The sequence below is a fragment of the Hyphomicrobium sp. MC1 genome (assembly GCF_000253295.1).
In the GTDB taxonomy this organism is placed as follows: domain Bacteria; phylum Pseudomonadota; class Alphaproteobacteria; order Rhizobiales; family Hyphomicrobiaceae; genus Hyphomicrobium_B.
In genome coordinates this window covers 460,607-483,050 of record NC_015717.1, presented here as the reverse complement: position 1 = coordinate 483,050, position 22,444 = coordinate 460,607, and the positions used below count along the sequence as shown (strand labels likewise).

Genomic DNA, 22,444 nt, shown 5'->3' with positions numbered 1-22,444 from the left:
AGCCGGCCGAACGGCTGGACGTCAGATTTCAGTTCGGACGAAAAGGGGGGTGCTGTTTTGGGCAGCACCCCAGATACCTCGGAGAGGAAATTTTTTCGTCCTGCAAGCGTCGCAAGATCCGAGGATTATGTGTCCGTCTCGACTATTGGATTTTCGAGACGTCGTAGACCCACTTGCCGGTCTTCTTGAAGTTCTCAGCGCGCTTCGCATTCCGCTCTTCCATGGCAGCCATGGATTCGCTCTGCTTCGCGAGCTGCTTCGGGTCGTGCTTCGGATCGAACTTCGTGCCCTTGATCTTTTCAGGGAAGCCGGGCTTCGGCTCCCAGCAGTTGCCCGGAGCGCGGCAGTGCGTGCCATCGTAGGCCATGGCCGCGGGTGCCATCGCGCCAGCGAGGCCGGCAAATGCAATTCCGGCAACGAGCGTGAGTGAAAGGTTCTTCATAGGCATTCCTCCATTTTTCTACTCGTCTTCGGACGGTCTGATCCGTCCTTGTTGTTCCGTACCAGCCAAGCCCTGTGAGGCAGCCCTAACCAGGACATGAGCTAGTTGCCGGAAATCTTGCATTGCTGCTTCGCAGCGGCAGTGCGTCCCGTTTTTTCCCATTCGTCGATATTGAAGGCTTTGAAGTTCTTCTTCTGCTCGTCCGTCAGCCACTGAGCGTCTTTGACGTCGTCCTTCTGAATGTGGCGGATCCAAGCGATGAGCTTCAACATGTCGTCGAGCTCGATGTCTTGGCCGTGCGGACCCATCATGCCGTTGGCACCGCCGAAGATGGTTTCAAACAGACCCTTGTCGGTCTCGTTCTTCGGATAGGTCCAGTAGGAATCGTTCAGACCCGGACCGACCTTGCCTTCGCCGATATGCCCGTGGCAGCCCGAGCAGGACTCGAGAAAAACCTCCTCGCCTTTGGGTAGGCAGCCCGTAACTTCGACATAGGCATCCACACCGGTTTCCAGGAACTTCTTGACCGCAGGGGTATTACGGCCTTCCTTCGGTGCCGTGCCATCGACGTCCAGGGTTTCACCGGTAATGGTATTCTGAAAAACCTGTTGGGCATTGGCCATCTGCGCACCCGCGATCAACGACCATACGACAGCGCCGGCTGCCAGAATTCCAAATCTCATCTGCAATTTCTCTTCCACTCTTCTTCGATTGCCGATCTGCGGGACATCTGTCTTCAGGTCGGCGGTTGAGGCGCTTCGAAGGGAATTCCTTCGTCTTTCAGAACCACGTCGATTTTCTTCTGTATGCCCGGAAGGGCGGTGTTTATCGCGGCCATCAGATCCTTTTCGTCCTTGCGGACGGCGAATGACTGGTCGAAATGAAACGGAACGCGCTGGCCATCGTCGCGAACATTATTATCGGGAATGACAGTCAACTTGAGCGCGTCATTCGCCTTGACGTAACGCGCGACTTCCGGCGCGAAACCAATAGCGAGCTCGGATTTTCCCGAAGCCACTTCGCCGACCATCCGATCTGGCGGAACGCGCGTGTAGGAATTGCGCTTATCCTTGAAGTTGGTCAGCGATGACACGTAGTTGATATTGTCGTTATAGAGATCGAGCTTGGTAATCATCGTTTCGGCGGGCGTGCCTTGCACGAAGCCAATCGGATTTGCCTTGACGATATCGGGACTATCAAAGCTATCGATCTTCAGCGGCGAGTCCTTGCGCTGAATGAAAACATAGGCCGCTCGATAATAGGGCTTCGACGTCAGAACGCGGGGATCGTTGGTATCCGTTCCGATAATGACATCGCAAAGATTTTTATCGAGCTGATCGCGCACCGCGTAGATGGCGTCTTTTTGGAACCAGACGAATTCAGCTTTTCGCCCCAAGCTATCAGCAAGAATTTTGGCGATCTTGTTTTCGAAGCCGGACTCGTCGTCCGCCGAATACGGCAGTTCTTTCGCGGCCGCGCAGACACGCAGGACATTTTTGTCCTCCGCCGCAGCAGGATTTGCATCATCCGACATCGACGGATTGAAAGCTGCGAGCGCGAATAGCGAAACACTGATGGCAGCCGCGACTTGCCAAAGACGCGAAACAAATGTCCGCGAATGAGCGGTTTCTAATTCGGGAGCCATGATTTGAACAAGGCCTTTCAAATCGGTCTGGCGGTTGCTCGCGCCTCGCGCGGGATCAAGCGCTGTTGCCGGAAATTCGAATGCATTGCTCGCGAGGCAGATAGCCGTCGTTGTGAAGCGAATAATCGACTATCGCCGCGCGGCTCGGGTCCTTTTCGGACACGAGAGATATCCAGTGGGCTATGGCGTCGGTGAAGATCGCCGATGCCATAGCCCGAGGCTGATTATCAGCCCTTCTCGTATTCGCCGACGTTGACGTCGTCGTAGGGGTTCTTGCCGTCAAGCGAGAACACTTCGACGCTGCCGCCCATCTGCGTGTAGTTCTGGAGTTGCTTGAAAGCGCCAACCGCACCGAGACCAGCAGTCGGATCCTGAAGGTCGAACACCAGACCGACACCCGGCCAACCACCAACGCCCGACATGATCGCAACGTATTGGATGCCATTGTGCTCGTACGTCATCGGGTAGCCGATCACGCCCGACGGCAGCTTGTGCTTCCAGAGCAGCTCACCCGTGTCCGAGTTACGTGCTTTGATGAAGCCATCAAGCGTACCGTAGAACACTAGGTTGCCGGCGGTTGCGAGCGTGCCGCCCCAAACCGAGAAGCGCTCCATGTGCTCCCACTTGTACTTGCCGGTGATGGCGTTGTAGGCCTTGATCTGACCGAGGCCCAGGAAGTTCTGGCGGTCACCCTTCGGACCCGGGTACATCCACAACGTTGCACCAACGAAGAACTGACCTGCGCGGTAGGGAAGCATGAAGGGCTCCCAGTCCATGCAGATGTGGTTGATACCCATGAAGAACAGCTGCTTCTTGGGATCATAAGAGTCGTGACCCTGGTTGTGGTAACCCATGGCCGAAGGGCAGATGTCCGTGCCCTTGTGGTTCATGTAGGTACCGTATTCAGGATCGCGAACCGGAAGGCCGGTCTTCAGGTCGACCGTCTTGAAGACGTTGACCGTGTCGTCGAGCTTGTTCGCCGAGATGAGGTCGCCGTTCGAACGATCAAGCGTGTAGACGATGCCGTTACGGTCGGGATGCGTCAGAAGCTTACGCTCCTTGCCGTCTTTGTCTTTCTGCTCAGAAAGCATCATGACGTTGACGCCAGCGAAGTCCCACTCGTCGTGAGGCGTCTTCTGGTAGCCGAACTTCAGCTCGCCGGTGTCGGCATCGCGGGCCATGATCGTCATGGTCCACTTGTTGTCGCCCGGACGCATCGTTTCGTTCCACGGAGCGGGGTTGCCCGAGCCGTAGTAAATCAGGTTGAGCGATGGATCGTAGGCATACCAACCCCAGTTGGTGCCGCCGCCGATTTTCCAGGCGTCCCCTTCCCAAGTGGCAAGGCCGAGGCCCTTTTGACCGTAGTGCGGGTTCGCCTTGTTGAAGTCGTCGCCGATACCGATATCGGCGTCCGGTCCGGTCGCGTACTTGCGCCAGACTTGTTCGCCGGTTTTGACGTTATAGGCGGTTGTGTAGCCGCGAACGCCAAGTTCGGCGCCCGAAGAACCGACGATTGCCAGATCCTTCACGACGTACGGAGCCTGGGTTTCGGTCTGGCCGACTTTGATATCGGCGTTTTCGACTTTCCAGTATTCTTCGCCCGTCTTGGCGTTAAGCGCGACGAGGTGACCGTCGAGCTGGGTCTTGATGATCAACGCCGGAACCTTCCCGTCGCCCGGCCAATAAGCCAGACCGCGGTTCACGAGATCGCAGCACGCCACGGAACGAGCGGCTGGGTTCTGCTTCGGGCTGTGCTGCCAAAGGATGTGGCCCGGATCGTTGAGATCAAGAGCAAAGGTCTTGTTGGGGAATGACGTATGAACGTACATCACACCATCGACGACGAGCGGAGCGCCTTCGTGGCCGTGCAACTCACCGGTCGAGAACGACCAAGCATGCTTCAACTGCTTGACGTTGCCGACGTTGATTTGATCGTCTTCGCTGTAGTTATTCGAGTCGTAATTCCGACCCGGCATCACCCAGTTGTCTTTGCTCTTCGACAGTTCAACTAGCTTGTCATTCGCGTAAGCGCTGGTTGCGACGCCGAGCTGCATAGCGGCGGCTATCGCCATGCAGGACGCCGACATCAGCATTGAGGTGCCAACGACTTTTTTCATGCCCATTTAACCTCGCGTTTCCTAAACCCAGCTTTTTCTTATTCAGCCGAGGCGGCTTCCCTTGTGAAACGAAGGGGTCCTTTCGCCGTCTCGACCCTCTGAGGCACGAGCGGAATACGGGCAAAAGTCTCACCCGAGGCCACTCTTAGATGCGTGCTGCGCGTTCGGATCGCTGGTCGTCCGATGGTTGCGCGATCAGCACGGGGCGGACCGTAACGATGTAGCCTTGCGAGGTCTTCAGATTGATCGGCAAATTGGGCCGGGAAGTTTTGGCAAAGAAGACTGCAGACGTTGTCCTGGTAGTCTCTGCGCGCGTCTGTCATAGCTGGCGATGAGAGAATGAAAACCACCTGTAAAAGCGCAAATAATCGTGATGACCCATCGCCTTTCCATCTTTGCACTGGCCCTCGTGATTGCCGCCGGCTTAAACGGATGCAGTGAGGAACAACCGACACAGCGCCAAGCAGAACAGCGTTCTGGGCTGACGAAGGTCGGCACGAAGAGCTGGTTGACGGAACAGGACGACGTGAAGCCGGAGATCTGGTTGATTGAGCATGAGGCGAAGAGCGACGGGAAAGTTGCCGCCCCAAAATCGGGAGAAGTTCGCCGTGCTCTGATCGAGGCGTCCGAAAAGTTTAACGACTCGCCACGCATGGTCGCCAACCGCGCCGTCCAGCTCGAAGATATGCTGAAAGGTGCGGGCGGCGATGAAACCGCCATCAGCCTGATTACTATGTTGAACAACGCAATCGCCGCCAATCGGATCGAGAGTTTCGGAGCGGCAGGACAGCAGTATTACAATTTGCGCAAAGCCGGATTCACCGGCGAGGAGGCGCTCGATGCGCTTTCAAAACGTTATGGTTCGCGCAGTTGACGTAATGCAAATGACATCGCGTTTTTCCGGTTTAGGTGCCCGCGTGCGAAAGGGGGCATGGTTTGGCCGCTCCATTCGGCAGCAGGTTCTGCTCGCGATTTCCGCGATGCTTTTTCTTGCCACCGTACTGATGGGAGCAACAGCCGTCCTCAACGGCCGCCAATCCGTGAACGTCGAAATCGAAGCGTCGATGGATACTGCGGAAGGCTATCTGCGCGAGCTTGTTCGGCGGATCAACGCCGAAAATCATCTCTCCGAACTCGATAATCTCGTTGCCCACGAAATTCAGCACCTGCGTCATGCCCGCGTTTACGTCGAAGATCCGGGCAAGCCGATGCGCGTCCTGCGATCACCCGAAACTGTGTCCGATATCGATGACGCCAACGATCGCACGCCCGACTGGTTCGAGGCACTGATGATGCCGAAGGGCGGTAACGATCATACCCGCGTCATCAGCATTGAGCCGAACGGCCGCTCGCTCATTCTGAAGGGAGACCCGGACGACGAGATCGCGGAGAAGTGGGAGCAGCTCTCAGCCTTTGCGACGGTCGCGGTCGTCGCCATCGTCTTCATCGTCTTGGCTTTCTATATTGTTCTCGGCCGTATCCTCAATCCGCTGACGGACCTTGCCAAGGGACTGGTGGCGCTTGAAGCGGGTGAGCGGTCGCAGCGCCTCAAAATTCCAAAAGTGAGCGAAGTTGCCGACATTGCAGTGAAGTTCAATTCGCTTGCTGCATCGCTCGATCAGGCGCGAGAAGAAAACGGCGAGCTCTATCGGCAGATTCAATCCGTGCAAGAAGATGAGCGGCGCGAGATTGCGCGCGAACTCCATGATGAGGCTGGTCCCTGCCTTTTTGGAATTACCGCGAACGCGGAATCAATCAGCCGTCTCACCGATGCGCTCCGCGAAGACAGTGCTGAAGCCATCCGCAAAAGAACGGATGAAATCCTGTCGATTTCCTCGCGCCTCAAGGCGATGAATCGCGCGCTTTTGAAGCGCCTTCATCCTGTTTCCGTCGGCAAAGTACCTCTCTCTGCGCTCATTCAAGACCTCGTCTATGATTTCGAACGGCGCCATCCCAACGTTCGCATCGGCCTTTCGGTCACCCCGCTCATCAGGCCCTACGGTGAGCGCATCGACCTCACCGTCTATCGCTCAACACAAGAGGCCCTGACGAATGCCATTCGGCACGGTCAGGCGACGCACATTGTCGTCCAGCTTCGCGAAGAGGCCAGTCAAGGCGCTGGCAGCGATCAAGACGCAATCGCCCTACGCATCAGCGACGATGGCGTCGGCCTGAAGCCCGACGTGCAAGCAGGCTTTGGATTATCTGCGATGAGAGAGCGCGTTCTGGCATCGGGGGGCAGTCTCGTCATCGCCGGTCACGAACCCCACGGCACCACGATTTCAATCAAAATCCCGTTGTGGCCCCGAGATCTTCACGGTGGTTCCATCAACGCATTTTCTCAGGCGACCGCATGACCAAAATTCTCGTGATCGACGACCATCCCATCGTGCTGCAAGGCTGCCGCCGTGTGCTTGAAGATGCCGGCATCGACGATATCATGCTCGCGTCAAATCTCATTGAGGGATTTCGCGCCTATCGCCACGATAAACCCGATCTCATCATCATCGACCTTGCAATCAAGAAAGGTGTGCTCGGAGGGCTATCGTTTATCCGGCGCCTTCGCATCCACGACAAGCACACGCCGATCCTCGTGTTGACGATGCACGAAGACCCCATGATCGCCAGTCAATCGTTGCGACTCGGTGCTAATGGCTACATCCTAAAAGATACATCGTCCGTAGATATCGTGAAGGCGCTGCAGGCTGTGCGTCAGGGCAAGGCGTTTCTGAGTCATGCCATTGCGTCCGCGATTGCCGTTATGGAAACAAAAGGTCGGACCAACCCCCTCAACGGCATGACGTTGCGCGAATTGCAAACGTTGGAGCTGATTGCCCAAGGCAAGCAATATGCAGCTATCGCCGACGAATTGCACGTCAGCTATAAAACAATTGCAAACACATGCTCCCAAATCAAAACGAAGCTTGGCGTAAAATCGCTCCCCGAGCTGATGCGCATTGCCATCGATCACCTGCCTGAAATGTCGGGACAGAGAATAAACGATCGTTCTGTGCCGCCAATGCGCCTCGGGAAGGTTTGGTAGCCGGAATTGCAGTGACTTGGCATGTGTTCCTGGGCCATCCGTTCAACTGCAAAAATACAAAAACTTCGGAAACGGCTCGGGTAGGATTCTCATGAGATTTTTTGTTATCGGATTATTGGCCTTCATCGCCGGTCCGGCTTTCGCCGATCAGTCGTGCAAGGACCAAGTCGATGCGGCGTTCGCAAAGCTACGAGACGCGAAAGCATTTCGTCTTGAAACCACGATTACGAATGCTGACGGTTCGTTGAAGATGAAAGCCGACTACGTTCTTCCCGATCGGATGCACCAAATCGTCGAAGTCTCGAACCAGCCGATGCCGATGGAGATGATCGTGATCGGCAAGCGCGCCTGGTCCAACCAGCAAGGCGTCTGGGCGGAGTTGCCTCAATCGTTCGCGGATACCGTCGCCAATCAGATCAAGGAAACGGTCGCGCAACCGCCGAAAATCGGCACCGACTATAAGTGCGCGGGCGACAAGGATTTCGAAGGCAAAACCTACGCAGTCTACCAAGGCACTCTTGCAATGCCGCTTGCAGCCGACGCCAAGGACAAGGGACCACGCGTCTCGGCCATGTCGGTGCCGAACCAGCAAAGCGTTTACATCGATAAGACCACAGGCTTACCGGCACGCAATATCGTTACGCCGGTGACCGATCCAACCAAGCGGCTATTCGACGGAACGTTCACAGTCATGCCCAATCTGACGATCGAGCCGCCGGCAGTAACCGCCAACTGAAGCATGACACACCTCGGTCACCGAGTGGCCGCTGATGCGGTCGCCAGTAATAGGTGGCCGACGGCAAGATCGCGATGCGCGACGTGGTTCGGCGCCTGTCTAGGGTCAGATCATAGACCGACCGTGGACGTGCCGTTCGCGCAATCGGTATGACGCTCAGCTGAAATCGGTTCTCATGCAGCGACAGCCGGAGACCCGCCTACGCAAATCGGAAGCGACAGAAATGTGTTTTTCTCGTCTTCGAATTTCTGTTTTTTTCTCATGCCTGATGGCTGCAAGCTCCGCGGCGGTAGCCACTCAACTACCCGTTCGAAAGGCCGGGCACTGGCAGCTGACGACGGTTGCGGCGACGGTCGGTATGAAAACGTTCGACGCGTGCATCACAAGAAATGATCCGATTGTGACCGGGATAGATAAAAAGAATTGCACGACGTCCGACGTTAGGGCTCTTGGCGATGAGCGATACGTTGACGTGGTTTGTACGACTGGCGCGGGCAAAGAAACGACCAGCACAGTACTGACTGGCAATTTTTCAACGTGGTACCGCGCCATGTCCAAGATCACGTTCGATCCGCCGCAAGACGGCGTTGCTCACATGGGCGTGACGATCGACGGGAAATATCTCGGACCGGATTGTCCGTCGAATATGTCCACTGGGAACGTGAGATAGACTCAATTATTTGGCTTGCCGCAATGTCGCCGTCTACTTCGAACAGATCTTTGCAAGAAACCTCAGCAAACAACTAACTGCCACAGACGTGGCGAATTTGTCCGCTGAGGTGTATCTCCATTTTCATTCCACGAAATTCTGCCGTCAGATCGCGCGCATAAGACCGGTCTGCGGATGGCAGTTGATATACTCGTAGTATTGGTTCGCACCATCGAATACCGACACTTCGTGATAGAGCGTCAAATTTTTGAATTTCTTCGCCAGCCGGTTGAACGTGACGAAGATCTGAAGGTGCGTTTGGTGCGTTGCGCCCCATGTTTCGAGTACCGAAACCGATCGCCAGAGGCTGTATCCAAATCCTCTCTCGGTTTTGTTCCCATTCTCATCCATGTGATGGAGATAGCGGTTGCAATAGCAGCCGACCTCGAGTCCGTCGTCACGCAGATAGTTCATGCCTTCGTGCAGGACCGGTTCTATTTCCTCATACCATGTACGACGTTCTTCGCCCTCGGTCGTGCTCCAGTCTTCGCCGGAACGAATGAGCGTAAGATTATCATGCCCATTGATAATCACTCGTCCACCCAACGCCGGAGATCCGGAGCTAAGCGAGAGTTCGCCCTCCGGGTCCATCGTGCTGGTCTGTGACAACGGCAGCCTATCGCGCATCGAGCCCCAATAGCCGTGCTCGATGATAGGTTCGCTCATCTCGCCGAAAAGTACGCTAACGCCCTCGAACGGACCGTGCTTATGCGTGAAGATGGTTTCAAATTGCTCCATGCGTGGACGCAGGATTTCACGGAAGTAGCCAACGCCTTCAGTGAGGCGCTTATCTGACGCCCACCAATTGGCGATAGCGGGACTTTCATTCCATTTATGAAAGGTATCCGTATCGAGCCAGTAGCCGACGGCGATGGCATTGAAATACCCTTGGGCGTCGATGAATCGGACCAAGTCGTATCGTGCCGGTCCGTTCTGCTCTTTAAACGAGGCGACGATGTTCTGTAGCGCTGCGAGTGCCTGATCTTTCTTCTCCTCCCCCTCGACCTGCACGCCGAAATACGACATCACGATATTTTCTATCGACGGATCCGGGCGCGAGGAAAACGCCGGCACCGGCGGAACCCATTTATCGCTCACTTGGCGCGTGCGGGTTCGCGGACAGCGCAGATGGCTGGGTATCGACGAATCCAAAGTCATAGCAGCTTCCTCCCGACTTTCTCTTGGCTGCAGAGCAGCATCAATCGTTGCACCTCCTATGAGGGCTTTTGCGATCGACGGGAAAGGAGGTAGCTCGAAGTTTTCGGGCGAACTAGAGCACGGTGCCCTCGGGCTTCCGGGCAATATACCCGCTTAGTGCGTGATCACGCTGTCTGCAGGAATAAGTCCCGCGGCGAGCGCCAGCCACACGAGATGCGCATCGTTTTCCGCGCCAATCTTGGATTTCACGGCGTAGTGAATGTTGCGCACCGTCTTCAAACTAAGATTAAGCAGCGATGAAATCGACTCACTGCTGAGGCCCGTAGCAACGAGGCGCAGCACCTCTGTTTCGCGCGGAGAAAGGGCATCGATTGCCCTGTCACCGCTCAGGCGATCGGCAGCAATCGCGCGCGAAATGTCTTCGCTCATGGCGCGGCCGCCTTCCGCAATGACTTCGACTGCTTTGATGAGTTCAGCAGGCGCGCTGCTTTTGGTGATATAGCCGCGAGCACCCGCCTCAAACGCTTTGAGCGCAAAAGCACTTCCTGCGTGCATGCTGAAAATTAGGATTTTGGCATCCTTGTCCAACTCTCGGATCCGGCGCAATGCCTCCACACCGCTGACCCCTACCAGCGACAGATCCATGATGACGACGGAAGGCCTATGAGCTTTGTAGGCAATATAGGCCTGGTTGGCATCTTCGGCCTCCGCACACACGATAAACCGAGGTCGCAATTCGAGAAGGCGACGATATCCTTCCCTCACGATCGGATGGTCATCGACGAGCAGTATCGAAATCGGTTTCATGTAGCCGCGCCTTCACTGTCCAATGGCACGCGAGCCGATATCAGGATGCCTTTTGGCGCATCCGCGATCTGCAGCGAACCGCCGAGCCCTGCCAATCTCTCACGAATGCCAAGAATCCCGTGACCGGCGGTCGTGGATAGATGCCGGCTGTCGCCGCCGCCGTCATCCTCGACGCTCAACGTGACATGCGGCTCGCCAAAGCCGTGATGATCGAGACGAACCCTTACTTCCGTTGGTCGGCCGTGTTTGCTGGCATTTGTCAGGCATTCCTGAACGATGCGATAGAGATCTACCGCGACACGTTTCTGAAGGCCGGCCAACCGCCCCGTCATCTGCAGGCGAAAAATCGTGCCCGTCTTCGATTGCGCGTTGAAGTCGGTGATCAGCTGGCGAAGACTTGCTTCCAACCCAAGCTCCTCGATGCTTTGCGAACGCAATCGGATGAGTGTCGTGCGAAGCGTTCCCATCAGCCGTTCTTGCGTGGCTGCAATGGCCCTTGCGTCACGTGCGATATTTGGCCGATCAGGCGCACTGGCCTCGATGACAGTTGCGAGTGCCCTCGTGGCAGCCAGCGCTTGGCCAAATTCGTCATGGAGATCGCGCGCGAGCGACCTCCGTTCCTCTTCTTGAACTTGGAACAACCGCGCTGTGAGCGCCATGCGCTCTTGGTTTGTTTGCTTCAGTGTTGCAGCAAGACGGTTGACGGCATTCGCAATATGATTGAATTCAGTGCTTTTGAATTTTCCGAGACGTTGCCCGAGATGCCCTTCTTCGATCTCTTGCAACGCACCGATGATCGACCGCGCGGGAAGCAGGGCATGACCGATCATAGCTGCTGCGAGGATTGCGATGCCGCCGGCCAGCATGATGGCGATGTCGACGACCGTTGAAATTTCTTTCCAGGCACGGCGAAGCGCAGCTTCCTGATCGGCGGCGGTCACGATAGGCCCCGCACTTTCATTGTGGATTGAAAGCGGTCGTACAACGGGCGGATACACGCCCAGGGTCGCAAGGTAGAGGCGTGCGAACCACGCTGGAGCGGGCGGCCCCAAGGCTTCAACCTGACTACATAGTTTGCGGGGGTCGCCACCGGGCAAAGCAAACGTTACGCATACGCCCGGCGAGATAATGCTCTGGGTCTCGACTGTATCCCAATCCGGAAGAGGAACGAGAGATCCTCGCGAAATGCCGTTGTGCCAGACCATATGCTGCCAATAGAGGGCCTGCAGACGCTGATTGACACGCGTTGCCGTTGCGGTCACGTCCCCTTCGATCGAACGATGCGCGTCCCACACGAGGCACGCAATCGCGACCGAAAGACAAAGCAACACAGCCGCCATGAGCCGGATGATGAGGAGCGTAAGAAGACGCATAGTCTCTTCCCGTTTTTTGGCAACGTGCACCATCTGCATGTAAAAATGAAGGGAGCAGCCGCTCGGCGGGCATATTGCCCGGTTTGACGCAAGAGAAAGCAGTAAGGACCGGAAGGCCGGCGCCCTTGGAACTTGTGGGCGAGATATAGGAAAGAGGGCGATCTTGTTTGCGGTGCTTGTCTAATGGCACACGGATAGTCCTGATGCGGCCAATTTCTTGTTAGCCATTCCAAGCGTCATTTGCCGCCTAGGTCATTATTCTGCCGAGCACATCCTCAGCTCCTCCTGTTTGGTCAAATTCCTAAGCCCCTCTTGAAGCTTAGGTTTCCGCCGGGAGGTTGCCGCGTTCGGACACCGCACCCTACGCTTGTCAACTCGTATGCAAGCGCTTTAAGTTTTAGCGATGCGGATCGGAGAAATCCGCGGGAGGAAATGCACCGAAACGCGACGGCGTCGGTAAGTTGCTGCGCCGCGTGCGCGACGCTTCCGCGTCCTCGGTGGTTCGTGACTAGCTCGCTAAGGGGCGATTGTCATGGCTTGGGAGGCGTGAGGTCATGCATCAGCGCGACATTCGCTTGGCGTGGGAAGCATTCCTGAAGAATGGGCGGACTCCGCATGCGTTTCCGCTGGCCGTGGCGACATCCTGGGAACGATCTCGAAATTTCGGCGTGGGAGCGGGTTGGAAGGAAGCACCGCTCGCGGGGGAACCTGAGATCTTTTTGCGCAGATCAAAGATTGCCGAGCTGCTGAGAGTTGCGCGCCCGGCACTGGAACGATCGTCGGAATTTCTCAGCGATGCAAGGTCGATGATGGTCCTGACGGACGCAAGCGGCTTCATCGTCGAAACAGCAGGCGATCCTCGCGTCGTTGACGAAGGCCGGCGCAATCATCTGCAAATCGGCGGGCGATGGGCCGAAGGTGTTATCGGTACCAACGCCATTGGCACAGCGCTTGCGGAACGACGTCCGATACAGATTTGCGGAGCCGAGCATTTCTGCGCGGATGTTCAACGTTGGACATGCGCCGCCAAACCAATCTGTCATCCCGTCGATGGGGAGTTGCTGGGGATCGTGGACATTTCCGGTCCCGCGGCGTCCTACAATCCGCAAAGTCTTGCGCTCGCCGTGAGTATAGGCCAGGAGATCGAGGCTTCACTTGGACGTGCCGCCAAGTTGGAACATGAAGCGTTGCTTAGACGCTTTGTCGCCAAACGATCGATTTGGCTGTCGGACGATATCCTGTTGGTCGACCGCCGCGGGGCTGTCGTGCACGCAACCGAGAAAGCCATACAAAAGCTCGACGATAAAGCCGCGGCTCAAGAGTTTGGCAAGATAATTGGCGGTGCCACTCCTGCGGCTTGGGAGGAGAATTGCCGTCGGCGTTTTCCCAATGCACGTATCGAGATCGTACATTCGGAGGGCGAAGCGATCGGTTGTCTGGTCGTCATACCCCAGCCGCGAGCGCATAAGGCGTCATCGTCTGTTCGAGCGGCCGTCGAGACTACGGTGGCCTTCGACGAGATTGTTGGCAGCAGCGAAGTCATGCGGACTGTGTGCGCGCGAGCACGAAAGCTTGCCGCGAGTCCGCTCCCTATTCTTATCGAGGGCGAGACCGGTGTCGGCAAGGAGCTCTTCGCGCGCGCAATCAAAAGCGCGAGTTTCGCCATGGATGGGCCGCTCGTACCCGTCAACTGTGGCGGGATGGCCCGCGATCTCATCGCCAGCGAACTGTTCGGCTACGCCAAAGGCGCATTCACCGGCGCGGACGATCGCGGCCGGCCGGGCAAGATCGAGATGGCAGACGGCGGCGTGCTCTGTCTCGACGAAATTGGCGAGATGCCGCTCGACCTGCAATCCTATCTTTTGCGCGTTCTCGAGGATGGCGTCGTCTATCGTGTCGGCGACCACGAAGGCCGACGAGTCAATTTCCGGCTCGTATCCATGACAAACCGCGATCTGGTCAGCGAGGTGGAAGCAGGTCGATTTCGGCGCGACCTGTACTACCGCATAGCAGCAACACGCATCCGCGTCCCACCATTGCGCGAACGCCAAGAAGATGTAGCGCAACTCGCCATGCATTTCGTTGCGGTGACGGCTAAACGCCAGAAATGCGGACCAATTTCCATCTCAAACGACGCACTTGAAATTCTGGCCAAGTACCTTTGGCCAGGAAACGTTCGCGAATTGCGCAATGTGATAGAGAGCATGGTCGCATTGAGCGATGGCGACGTTATTGACGTCGGAAATATTCCGCCGGAGCTCCTCGTGTCAACGCAGCCGCTGGGGGGTGATAGCGCCAAGATCGCTCCCGCCATCGCTCCGGTCGAACGTCACTCCGGCGATCTCAAGGCGCAGGAACGCTCCGCAATTATCGCCCAGGTGGAGGCCTGCAACGGCAATCTTACGGAAGCCGCACGCCGCCTCGGCATCGCACGTTCGACACTCTATGTCCGCCTTCAGCAATACGGCGCAAATCGTCCGTCAAAAGCGTAAGGCTGTATGCCGTTCGGACGGTCCTTGTTGATCGACTGTCCGAGTCGCAAGCGTTAGCAAACGCAAAAATCCACTGAGCAAAAGCGGTAAGCGATTGAAGCGCTTGAATGGCGCTCTCAACGGTCCATGTTGGCACATCTCCTGCGAGATCTGAAGTGTTCGGCGCGAAAGACGCTGACCGTGCAGCAGGAGGATAAACGTGGACGGCCAAGCCAGAGAAACCAGAAATGTTCAAGTGCTCGGAATCGACGCCGGCGGCACGATGACCGACACCTTCTTCGTTGATTCGGATGGCGAGTTCGTCGTCGGAAAAGCGCAGAGTACACCTCAAAATGAATCACTCGGCCTTATCGCTTCGAGCGAGGATGGATTAGGCGCGTGGGGAATGCCGCTCGATTCAGCGCTGAAGCAGCTTCAGACCGGTGTCTATTCCGGCACGGCGATGCTCAACCGCGTCGTACAGCGTAAGGGCCTAAAATGTGGGCTGATCGTTAATCGCGGCTTGGAAGACTTCCACCGTATGGGCCGAGCCATCCAGTGCTATCTCGGTTATGCTTACGAAGACCGCATCCACCTCAACACACATCGCTATGATCCACCGCTCGTGCCACGCCGTCTCACACGCGGCGTGGTCGAACGCGTCGACATGTCAGGAAATGTGGTCATTCCTCTGCGCGAGGAGACTGCACGTCATGCGGCTCGTGATTTGATTGATCTTGATGTCGAAGGCATCGTCATCAGCCTGATGCACTCCTACAAAAATTCATCGAATGAGCGACGCGTACGCGACATCGTCCTTGAGGAGATTGAGAGGAGCGGCAAGAAGATCCCGGTCTTTGCATCGGCGGATTACTATCCCGTACGCAAGGAGACACACCGAACCAACACGACGATCCTCGAAGGCTATGCGGCCGAACCCTCCCGCCAGACACTCAAGAAAATCTCAGATGCCTTTAAAGAGCGGGGCACAAAATTTGATTTCCGCGTCATGGCCACCCATGGCGGGACAATATCGTGGAAGGCCAAGGAACTCGCGCGGACAATCGTTTCGGGACCCATCGGCGGTGTCATCGGCGCCAAATACCTGGGCGAAGTTCTCGGCTATCACAACATCGCCTGTTCCGACATCGGAGGCACCTCATTCGACGTCGCGCTCATTACGCAAGGCGAATTGACGATAAAAAATGATCCGGACATGGCACGGCTCGTCCTTTCACTGCCGCTCGTTGCCATGGATTCGATCGGTGCCGGCGCAGGCTCATTCGTTCGCCTCGACCCCTACACGAAAGCGATCAAGCTCGGACCGGACTCCGCAGGTTATCGCGTTGGCGTTTGTTGGGCCGATAGCGGCATAGACACCGTCACCGTTTCTGACTGTCATATGGTGCTCGGCTATCTCAACCCAGACAACTTCCTCGGCGGCGCGATAAAACTCGACCGTCAGCGCTCGGTGGAGGCCATCAAAAAGCAGATCGCCGATCCACTTGGTCTTTCGGTGGAGGATGCCGCTGCGGGCGTGATTGAACTGTTGGATTCTGATCTGCGCGATTATCTGCGCTCAATGATCTCCGGCAAGGGTTATTCGCCAACGAGCTTCGTCTGCTTTTCCTATGGCGGTGCAGGTCCGGTCCACACTTACGGATACACGGAAGGACTGGGCTTCGAGGATGTCATCGTACCGGCTTGGGCGGCCGGATTTTCAGCCTTTGGCTGCGCCGCGGCTGACTTCGAATATCGCTACGACAAATCGCTCGACATCAACATCGCCCCGGACGCTTCCGATGAGAAAAAAGCTGCGGCTGCTAACGTTCTGCAGTCGGCTTGGGAGGAACTTACACGCAACGTCCTGGAGGAGTTCAAACTGAACGGCTACGAGGCAGATAAAGTCGTTCTCCAGCCCGGTTATCGCATGCAATATCGAGGTCAGCTCAACGACCTTGAAATCGAAAGTCCGATCAAATCGGCCGCCACGACCGATGACTGGGACAGGATGGTCGATGCCTACAACATCACCTACGGCAGAGTTTATGCCGAAAGCGCGCGCTCACCTGAACTCGGCTATTCGGTTACCGGCGCCCTAATGCGCGGCACGGTGCCGATCAAGAAGCCTAAGATCCCCAAGGAAGATCTTCAGACCGAGACGCCGCCCGAAGTAGCAAAACTCGGCACGCGAAAGTTCTATCGCAAAAAGCGTTGGGTCAATGCGCAGCTCTACAGGATGGAGGCACTTCGCCCGGGCAACCGCGTGAGAGGCCCCGCTATCATTGAATCGGACGCAACGACGTTTGTTGTCCCAGACGGTTTTGAAACATGGCTCGACGGCCATCGTCTGTTCCACCTGAAAGAAGTCTGATTGGCCGCTTGGTCTCGACGGGATCCTCCGCCCGTCGGGACTTAAATATTCAAAAATTCAAAGGAAACAGCGATGAACATCAACCTGAAAAAAACGACTCTGGAAGGAGCCGCACGGGGCATTGTTCGCGGCGGCGAGACACTGAAACAGCACCGCGACCGCATAATGTCTGCGACCCATTCAAGCAAGCATTATGCGGGTCTGAAGACGATGGAGCTACGCGATAGAGAGCCCATTCTCTACAACAAGCTTTTTTCACGCCTGCGTGCTGGTGTCGTCGATGCTCGCGAGACTGCAAAGAAAATCGCAGCGTCTCCGATCGTCGAGCAGGAAGGTGAGCTTTGCTTCACTCTCTATAATGCCGCTGGAGATTCCATTCTGACCTCCACCGGCATCATCATTCATGTCGGCACGATGGGCGCGGCGATCAAATACATGATCGAGAACGATTGGGAGAGCAATCCCGGCGTCAACGACAAGGATATCTTCTGTAACAACGACTCGCTCATCGGAAACGTGCACCCTTGCGACATCCATACCATCGTGCCGATCTTCTGGGAGCGAGAACTGATCGGTTGGGTCGGCGGTGTCACCCATGTGATCGACACTGGCGCGGTTGGACCGGGCTCAATGGCGACGGGCCAAGTACAGCGCTTCGGCGACGGCTATTCGATAACGTGCCGTAAGATCGGCGAGAACGACACGCTCTTTCGAGATTGGCTGCATGAAAGCCAGCGCATGGTGCGGACGACGCGTTACTGGATGCTTGACGAGCGTACGCGCATCGCCGGCTGCCATATGATCCGTAAGCTGGTTGAGGAGGTGATCGCAGACGAGGGCATCGAAGCATATTGGAAATTTGCCTACGAGGCAGTGGAGCACGGGCGGCTCGGTCTGCAGAATCGCATCAAGGCCATGACCATTCCCGGCAAGTACCGCCAAGTCGGTTTCGTCGACGTGCCATATAATCACGAAGACGTGCGTGTTCCTTCGGACTTCGCCAAAGTCGACACCATTATGCATGCGCCCTCCGAGATCACCATTCGCGGCGACGGCACTTGGCGTCTCGATTTCGAAGGCGCAAGTCGCTGGGGTTGGCACACATACAATGCCCATCAGGTGAGCTTCACGTCCGGCATATGGGTGATGATGACTCAGACGCTCATCCCCTCTGAGATGATTAATGATGGGGCGGCCTATGGCACCGAGTTTCGTTTGCCTAAAGGCACCTGGATGAACCCTGACGATCGCCGCGTGGCTTTCTCGTATTCGTGGCACTTCCTCGTCTCGGCCTGGACGGCGTTATGGCGGGGACTATCACGTTCCTATTTTGGCCGAGGCTACCTGGAAGAGGTGAATGCGGGAAACGCCAACACCTCGAACTGGCTGCAAGGCGGAGGTTTCAATCAATACGACGAGATCCACGCCGTAAACTCATTTGAATGCGCAGCAAACGGCACTGGGGCAACAGCTGTCGGCGACGGACTTTCACATGCAGCGGCCATTTGGAACCCGGAAGGCGACATGGGCGACATGGAAATCTGGGAACTTGCCGAGCCACTTATCTATCTCGGTCGCCAGATCAAGGCTTCCTCGGGTGGATCTGGCAAGTATCGCGGCGGCTGCGGTTTCGAGAGCCTCCGCATGGTCTGGAATGCCAAGGATTGGACCATGTTCTTCATGGGCAATGGCCATGTCTCTTCGGACTGGGGACTGATGGGCGGCTATCCCGCGGCGTCGGGTTACAGGTTCGCCGCGCACCAGACAGGTCTCAAATCCCTCATAGAAAACGGACAGGATATCCCGCTGGGCGGCGATACCGATCCGCAAAATCCAACATGGGATGATCTTTTGCATGGCGCTGTGATCAAGCGCGACAAGCAAGCCATCACCACGGAGGAGATGTTCTCCGACTATGACCTCTATCTCAATTACATGCGGGGTGGGCCCGGTTTTGGTGACCCGCTAGATCGCGATCCCCAGTCCGTGGCCGACGACGTGAACGGCGGCTACGTTCTCGAGCGCTTTGCCAAGCAAGTTTATGGCGTCGTGTTGAAACAGGGCGGAGATGGCCTCACTGTCGACAGAGAAGCCACAGAGGCGGAACGCAAAACCATCCTCAAATCGCGTATCGCTACAGCTATTCCCGCCCAGGAATGGAGGATGAAGGAACGAGAAAACATCCTAGCCAAGACCGCGGCCACCCAGGTGCAGCAGATGTTCGCTGCATCGTTCAAGCTCGGACCGCGCTTCGAAAAGGAATTTCGCGCGTTCTGGGATCTGCCCGAGAGTTGGACGATTAGCGAGGAAGAACTCGGAATTCCTTCCTATGGCTCGCGCTACTCGATGGATCTTTCCGAGCTGCCCGACGTCAAGACCGTCCAGTTTGTCGAGGAATGATCGCCACGTGAGCAGCTTCGGATGCAATCGTCCGCAGTCGCGCCATTCGTAGAAAATTCGTTTGGGAAGAAACAACATGAAATATACACGCAGTAAGATCGCCGATCTCATCGATGGAAAGATTGATCACGACACCCTCCACCAGATGCTCTCGACCCCGAAGGATCCTGAGCGCTTCCAAACCTACATCGAAATCCTGCAAGAGAGAGTACCCTGGTCGGAAAAGATCGTCCTCCCGCTCGGCCCAAAGCTCCATATCGTCCAGCAGAAGCGGACCAAGCAATGGACGGTGCGCTGTGAGTGCGGTCACGACTTCTGCGATTGGCGAGAAAACTGGAAGCTCAACGCTCTCATTAACGTGCGCGACACACCCGAAAAGATGGAGGAGATCTATCCTCGCTTGATGGCTCCGACACCTACTTGGCAAGTCATCCGCGAGTATTTCTGCCCTCAATGCGGCTCGCTCCATGACGTCGAGGCACCTACGCCCTGGTATCCGATCATCCGCGACTTCGAACCCGATATCGATACGTTCTACCGCGACTGGCTTGGCCTTCCCATCCCAGAACGCGCCGATGCCGCTTGATTCTGCACCGAGCCTCAAAAAACGTCCCTCCACGCAAAACCAATAAAACAATAAGGGGAAATCAATAATGGCAGCAAAAATGAAGGCAGCGATCTTCGCAGAGAAAGGCCGCATCGTACTTGAGGACAAACCGATCCCGGACATCGGTCCACAAGACGCTTTGGTGCGCGTAACGACGACAACCATCTGCGGTACAGACGTCCACATCCTTAAGGGCGAGTACCCGGTGGCAAAAGGATTGACCATCGGTCATGAGCCGGTCGGGATCATCGAAAAGCTGGGATCCGGCGTGACCGGCTTTAAAGAAGGTCAACGGGTCATCGCCGGCGCGATCACACCGTCGGGCTGGAGTAACGCCTGCCTATGTGGCTGCGGAGCTCAAGACGGCGCGGGCACCAAGCATGGATGGAAAGCGATCGGCGGTTGGAAGTTCGGAAATACGATCGACGGCTGTCAGGCCGAGTTTGTCCGCGTCCCAGATGCTATGGCGAACCTCGCGCCCATAGATGACGGAGTGACAGATGTGCAAGTGTTGATGTGCCCTGACATCATGTCGACAGGTTTCGCTGGAGCAGAGACGGGAGAAATCAAGATCGGCGATACGGTCGCCGTCTTTGCTCAGGGACCGATCGGGCTTTGCGCGACGGCAGGGGCCAAGCTGATGGGCGCAACACGCATCATTGCCGTCGATACCGTCCCCGCACGCATGGAGATGGCGAAGCGAATGGGCGCAGACGTTGTGGTCGATTTCAAGAAGGAAAACCCAGTCGACGCAATCATGAGGTTGACCGATGGGCGTGGCGTCGACGTTGCGATAGAGGCGCTTGGAACGCAGCCAACCTTTGAAGCGGCTTTACGGGTGTTGCGTCCGGGCGGCATTCTCTCAAGCCTCGGTGTCTATTCATCGGACCTCAAAATTCCTCTTGTCGCCTTCGATGCCGGACTCGGTAACAAATCTATCCGCACATCGCTCTGTCCTGGTGGCAAAGAACGAATGCGCCGCATGCTGGAAGTGGTGGCTTCAGGACGTGCGGATCTCTCCGGCCTCGTCACGCATCACTTTAAGCTGGATCAAATCGAAGAAGCTTACGACCTCTTTGCTAACCAGCGCGATGGGGTCCTGAAAGTTGCAATTACTCCCTGATCAACTCATATGACCAACGCAGCTTCGCGGCGTTGGTCTTGATCCGATGGGAAATCATCGATGAGAAAGACATATTCAGGCGCCGCCAGCGCGCTCGCCGGTTTACTTAGAAATGGTATGACCATCATGTCCGGCGGATTCGGGCTTTGCGGCATTCCGGCAAATTTGATCGAGGCAATCCGTAGTTCGGGAGTTTCCGGCATCACTGTCATCTCCAACAATGCTGGCGTTGACGGCTGCGGGTTGGGCATACTTCTGGAGACGCGACAGATCAAAAAGATGATTTCATCCTATGTAGGGGAGAACCGTCTCTTTGCTCAGCAATATCTTGCTGGAGAACTCGAACTTGAATTCAATCCTCAGGGCACATTGGCCGAGAGAATCCGAGCCGGCGGCGCAGGAATCCCCGCATTCTATACGAAAACGGGAGTCGGAACATTGGTGGCCGATGGCAAGGAAGTGCGCAGTTTCAATGACGAAGACTACGTCATGGAGACCAGCCTCTTCGCCGATCTCGCACTTGTTCATGCATTCGCCGGTGATGCTGAAGGAAACCTCATCTATCGGAAGACAGCACGTAACTTCAATCCCATGATGGCGACCGCTGCCCGAGTAACGGTCGCGGAGGTGGAACACCTCCTGCCATCTGGCGCAATCGATCCCGATCACGTTCACACGCCCGGCATTTACGTGCAGCGCATTGTTCACGTCCCCAATCCGGAAAAACGGATTGAGCAACGCACGACACGGATCAAATCCGAGAAGGAGACCGCCTGATATGGCCTGGACACGCGAAGAGATGGCAGCGCGTGCCGCCCGAGAAATCGAAGACGGCTTTTATGTGAATCTCGGCATCGGAATTCCGACCCTGGTTGCCAACTATATTCCTCCCGGAATGACCGTGACGCTTCAGAGCGAGAACGGCATGCTTGGTATGGGGCCGTTTCCCTACGAGGGCGAGGAGGATGCTGATCTTATCAACGCAGGAAAGCAGACGATTACAGAACTGCCTTCGACCAGCTATTTCTCGTCGGCCGATAGCTTTGCGATGATCCGCGGCGGTCACATCGATCTCTCGATTCTTGGCGCCTTCCAGGTGTCGGAAGGCGGCGATCTCGCGAACTGGTTGGTCCCAGGAAAAATGGTGAAAGGCATGGGAGGCGCCATGGATCTCGTCGCGGGCGTGAAGAGGGTTGTTGTGCTGATGGAGCACACCGCTCGCGACGAGCCCAAAATTGTTCAACGCTGCACGCTGCCTTTGACGGGAGCACAGGTTGTCAATCGGGTAATAACAGACTTGTGCGTGCTCGACGTCGACCAGGCTACTCGGGCGCTCAGGCTGGTTGAATTGGCTTCTGGTGTGACTATTGACGACGTGCTCAATAAAACCGACGGTCGGATACTTCTATAAGTCGCGATTTTTGTAATGCCGGTCCTGC

At 56.3% G+C, this 22,444-nt stretch carries 19 protein-coding genes; 12 read left to right on the top strand and 7 right to left on the bottom strand.

Annotation, left to right across the window (positions count from 1 at the left end; translation table 11 throughout):
* Positions 1-142 precede the first annotated feature (142 nt).
* The 4 genes from HYPMC_RS02195 to HYPMC_RS02180 form a co-directional block, all read right to left on the bottom strand.
* Positions 143-442: a methanol dehydrogenase [cytochrome c] subunit gene (locus HYPMC_RS02195; RefSeq protein WP_013946132.1), complete on the bottom strand. Its 300-nt coding sequence runs from the start codon at positions 440-442 to the stop codon at positions 143-145.
* A 101-nt stretch (positions 443-543) separates the two neighbouring features.
* Positions 544-1,125 carry a cytochrome c(L), periplasmic gene (gene moxG / locus HYPMC_RS02190; protein WP_013946131.1) on the bottom strand — a complete coding sequence of 194 codons (582 nt, stop codon included), beginning with the start codon at positions 1,123-1,125 and terminating at the stop codon, positions 544-546.
* A gap of 53 nt (positions 1,126-1,178) precedes the next feature.
* Positions 1,179-2,087 carry a methanol oxidation system protein MoxJ gene (gene moxJ, locus HYPMC_RS02185; protein WP_013946130.1) on the bottom strand — a complete coding sequence of 303 codons (909 nt, stop codon included), beginning with the start codon at positions 2,085-2,087 and terminating at the stop codon, positions 1,179-1,181.
* Between the two features lie 227 nt (positions 2,088-2,314).
* Entirely contained in the window at positions 2,315-4,174 is a 1,860-nt protein-coding gene (locus HYPMC_RS02180; RefSeq protein ID WP_348623885.1) for a methanol/ethanol family PQQ-dependent dehydrogenase, read from the bottom strand.
* 403 nt (positions 4,175-4,577) lie between these two features.
* Here HYPMC_RS02180 and HYPMC_RS02175 point away from each other — a divergent pair, with 403 nt between their 5' ends.
* The 5 genes from HYPMC_RS02175 to HYPMC_RS02155 all read left to right on the top strand — a co-directional run bounded on the left by HYPMC_RS02175 (position 4,578) and on the right by HYPMC_RS02155 (position 8,653).
* Positions 4,578-5,078 carry a hypothetical protein gene (locus HYPMC_RS02175; protein ID WP_013946128.1) on the top strand — a complete coding sequence of 167 codons (501 nt, stop codon included), beginning with the start codon at positions 4,578-4,580 and terminating at the stop codon, positions 5,076-5,078.
* Complete coding sequence (locus tag HYPMC_RS02170; protein WP_013946127.1) at positions 5,044-6,561, top strand: ATP-binding protein; 1,518 nt, start codon at positions 5,044-5,046, stop codon at positions 6,559-6,561. Before HYPMC_RS02175 ends, HYPMC_RS02170 begins: the two co-directional genes overlap by 35 nt.
* Positions 6,558-7,247 (top strand): response regulator transcription factor, encoded by a 690-nt coding sequence (locus HYPMC_RS02165; RefSeq protein ID WP_013946126.1) that lies wholly within the window; start codon positions 6,558-6,560, stop codon positions 7,245-7,247. Before HYPMC_RS02170 ends, HYPMC_RS02165 begins: the two co-directional genes overlap by 4 nt.
* Positions 7,248-7,338: 91 nt before the next feature.
* A complete protein-coding gene (locus tag HYPMC_RS02160; protein ID WP_013946125.1) occupies positions 7,339-7,983 on the top strand; it encodes a hypothetical protein in 645 nt (214 codons plus the stop codon).
* A gap of 175 nt (positions 7,984-8,158) precedes the next feature.
* Positions 8,159-8,653, top strand: a complete 495-nt coding sequence (locus tag HYPMC_RS02155; protein ID WP_371199572.1) for a DUF3617 domain-containing protein — start codon at positions 8,159-8,161, stop codon at positions 8,651-8,653.
* A 144-nt stretch (positions 8,654-8,797) separates the two neighbouring features.
* On the opposite strand, the gene HYPMC_RS02150 is transcribed toward HYPMC_RS02155, so the two are convergent.
* The 3 genes from HYPMC_RS02150 to HYPMC_RS02140 all read right to left on the bottom strand — a co-directional run bounded on the left by HYPMC_RS02150 (position 8,798) and on the right by HYPMC_RS02140 (position 12,030).
* A complete protein-coding gene (locus tag HYPMC_RS02150) occupies positions 8,798-9,850 on the bottom strand; it encodes a phenylacetaldoxime dehydratase family protein (RefSeq protein WP_013946123.1) in 1,053 nt (350 codons plus the stop codon).
* 153 nt (positions 9,851-10,003) lie between these two features.
* Positions 10,004-10,657 (bottom strand): response regulator transcription factor, encoded by a 654-nt coding sequence (locus HYPMC_RS02145; RefSeq protein WP_013946122.1) that lies wholly within the window; start codon positions 10,655-10,657, stop codon positions 10,004-10,006.
* Positions 10,654-12,030, bottom strand: coding sequence for a sensor histidine kinase (locus HYPMC_RS02140; protein ID WP_013946121.1), 1,377 nt, complete (start codon positions 12,028-12,030; stop codon positions 10,654-10,656). Before HYPMC_RS02140 ends, HYPMC_RS02145 begins: the two co-directional genes overlap by 4 nt.
* Before the next feature lie 554 nt (positions 12,031-12,584).
* On the opposite strand from HYPMC_RS02140, the gene HYPMC_RS02135 reads away from it, so the two are divergent.
* The 7 genes from HYPMC_RS02135 (at position 12,585) to HYPMC_RS02105 (ending at position 22,416) form a co-directional block, all read left to right on the top strand.
* Complete coding sequence (locus HYPMC_RS02135; RefSeq protein WP_013946120.1) at positions 12,585-14,522, top strand: sigma-54-dependent Fis family transcriptional regulator; 1,938 nt, start codon at positions 12,585-12,587, stop codon at positions 14,520-14,522.
* A gap of 199 nt (positions 14,523-14,721) precedes the next feature.
* Complete coding sequence (locus HYPMC_RS02130) at positions 14,722-16,875, top strand: hydantoinase/oxoprolinase family protein (RefSeq protein WP_013946119.1); 2,154 nt, start codon at positions 14,722-14,724, stop codon at positions 16,873-16,875.
* Between the two features lie 72 nt (positions 16,876-16,947).
* Positions 16,948-19,275, top strand: coding sequence for a hydantoinase B/oxoprolinase family protein (locus HYPMC_RS02125; RefSeq protein ID WP_013946118.1), 2,328 nt, complete (start codon positions 16,948-16,950; stop codon positions 19,273-19,275).
* Positions 19,276-19,351: 76 nt separating this feature from the next.
* The gene (locus tag HYPMC_RS02120; protein ID WP_013946117.1) at positions 19,352-19,861 is read left to right on the top strand and encodes an acetone carboxylase subunit gamma; all 510 of its coding nucleotides are present in this window, start codon (positions 19,352-19,354) and stop codon (positions 19,859-19,861) included.
* Positions 19,862-19,928: 67 nt separating this feature from the next.
* Positions 19,929-21,005 (top strand): NAD(P)-dependent alcohol dehydrogenase, encoded by a 1,077-nt coding sequence (locus HYPMC_RS02115; protein ID WP_013946116.1) that lies wholly within the window; start codon positions 19,929-19,931, stop codon positions 21,003-21,005.
* Between the two features lie 60 nt (positions 21,006-21,065).
* Positions 21,066-21,782, top strand: coding sequence for a CoA transferase subunit A (locus HYPMC_RS02110; RefSeq protein WP_013946114.1), 717 nt, complete (start codon positions 21,066-21,068; stop codon positions 21,780-21,782).
* 1 nt (position 21,783) lies between these two features.
* Entirely contained in the window at positions 21,784-22,416 is a 633-nt protein-coding gene (locus HYPMC_RS02105) for a CoA transferase subunit B (RefSeq protein WP_024275302.1), read from the top strand.
* Positions 22,417-22,444: the final 28 nt, after the last annotated feature.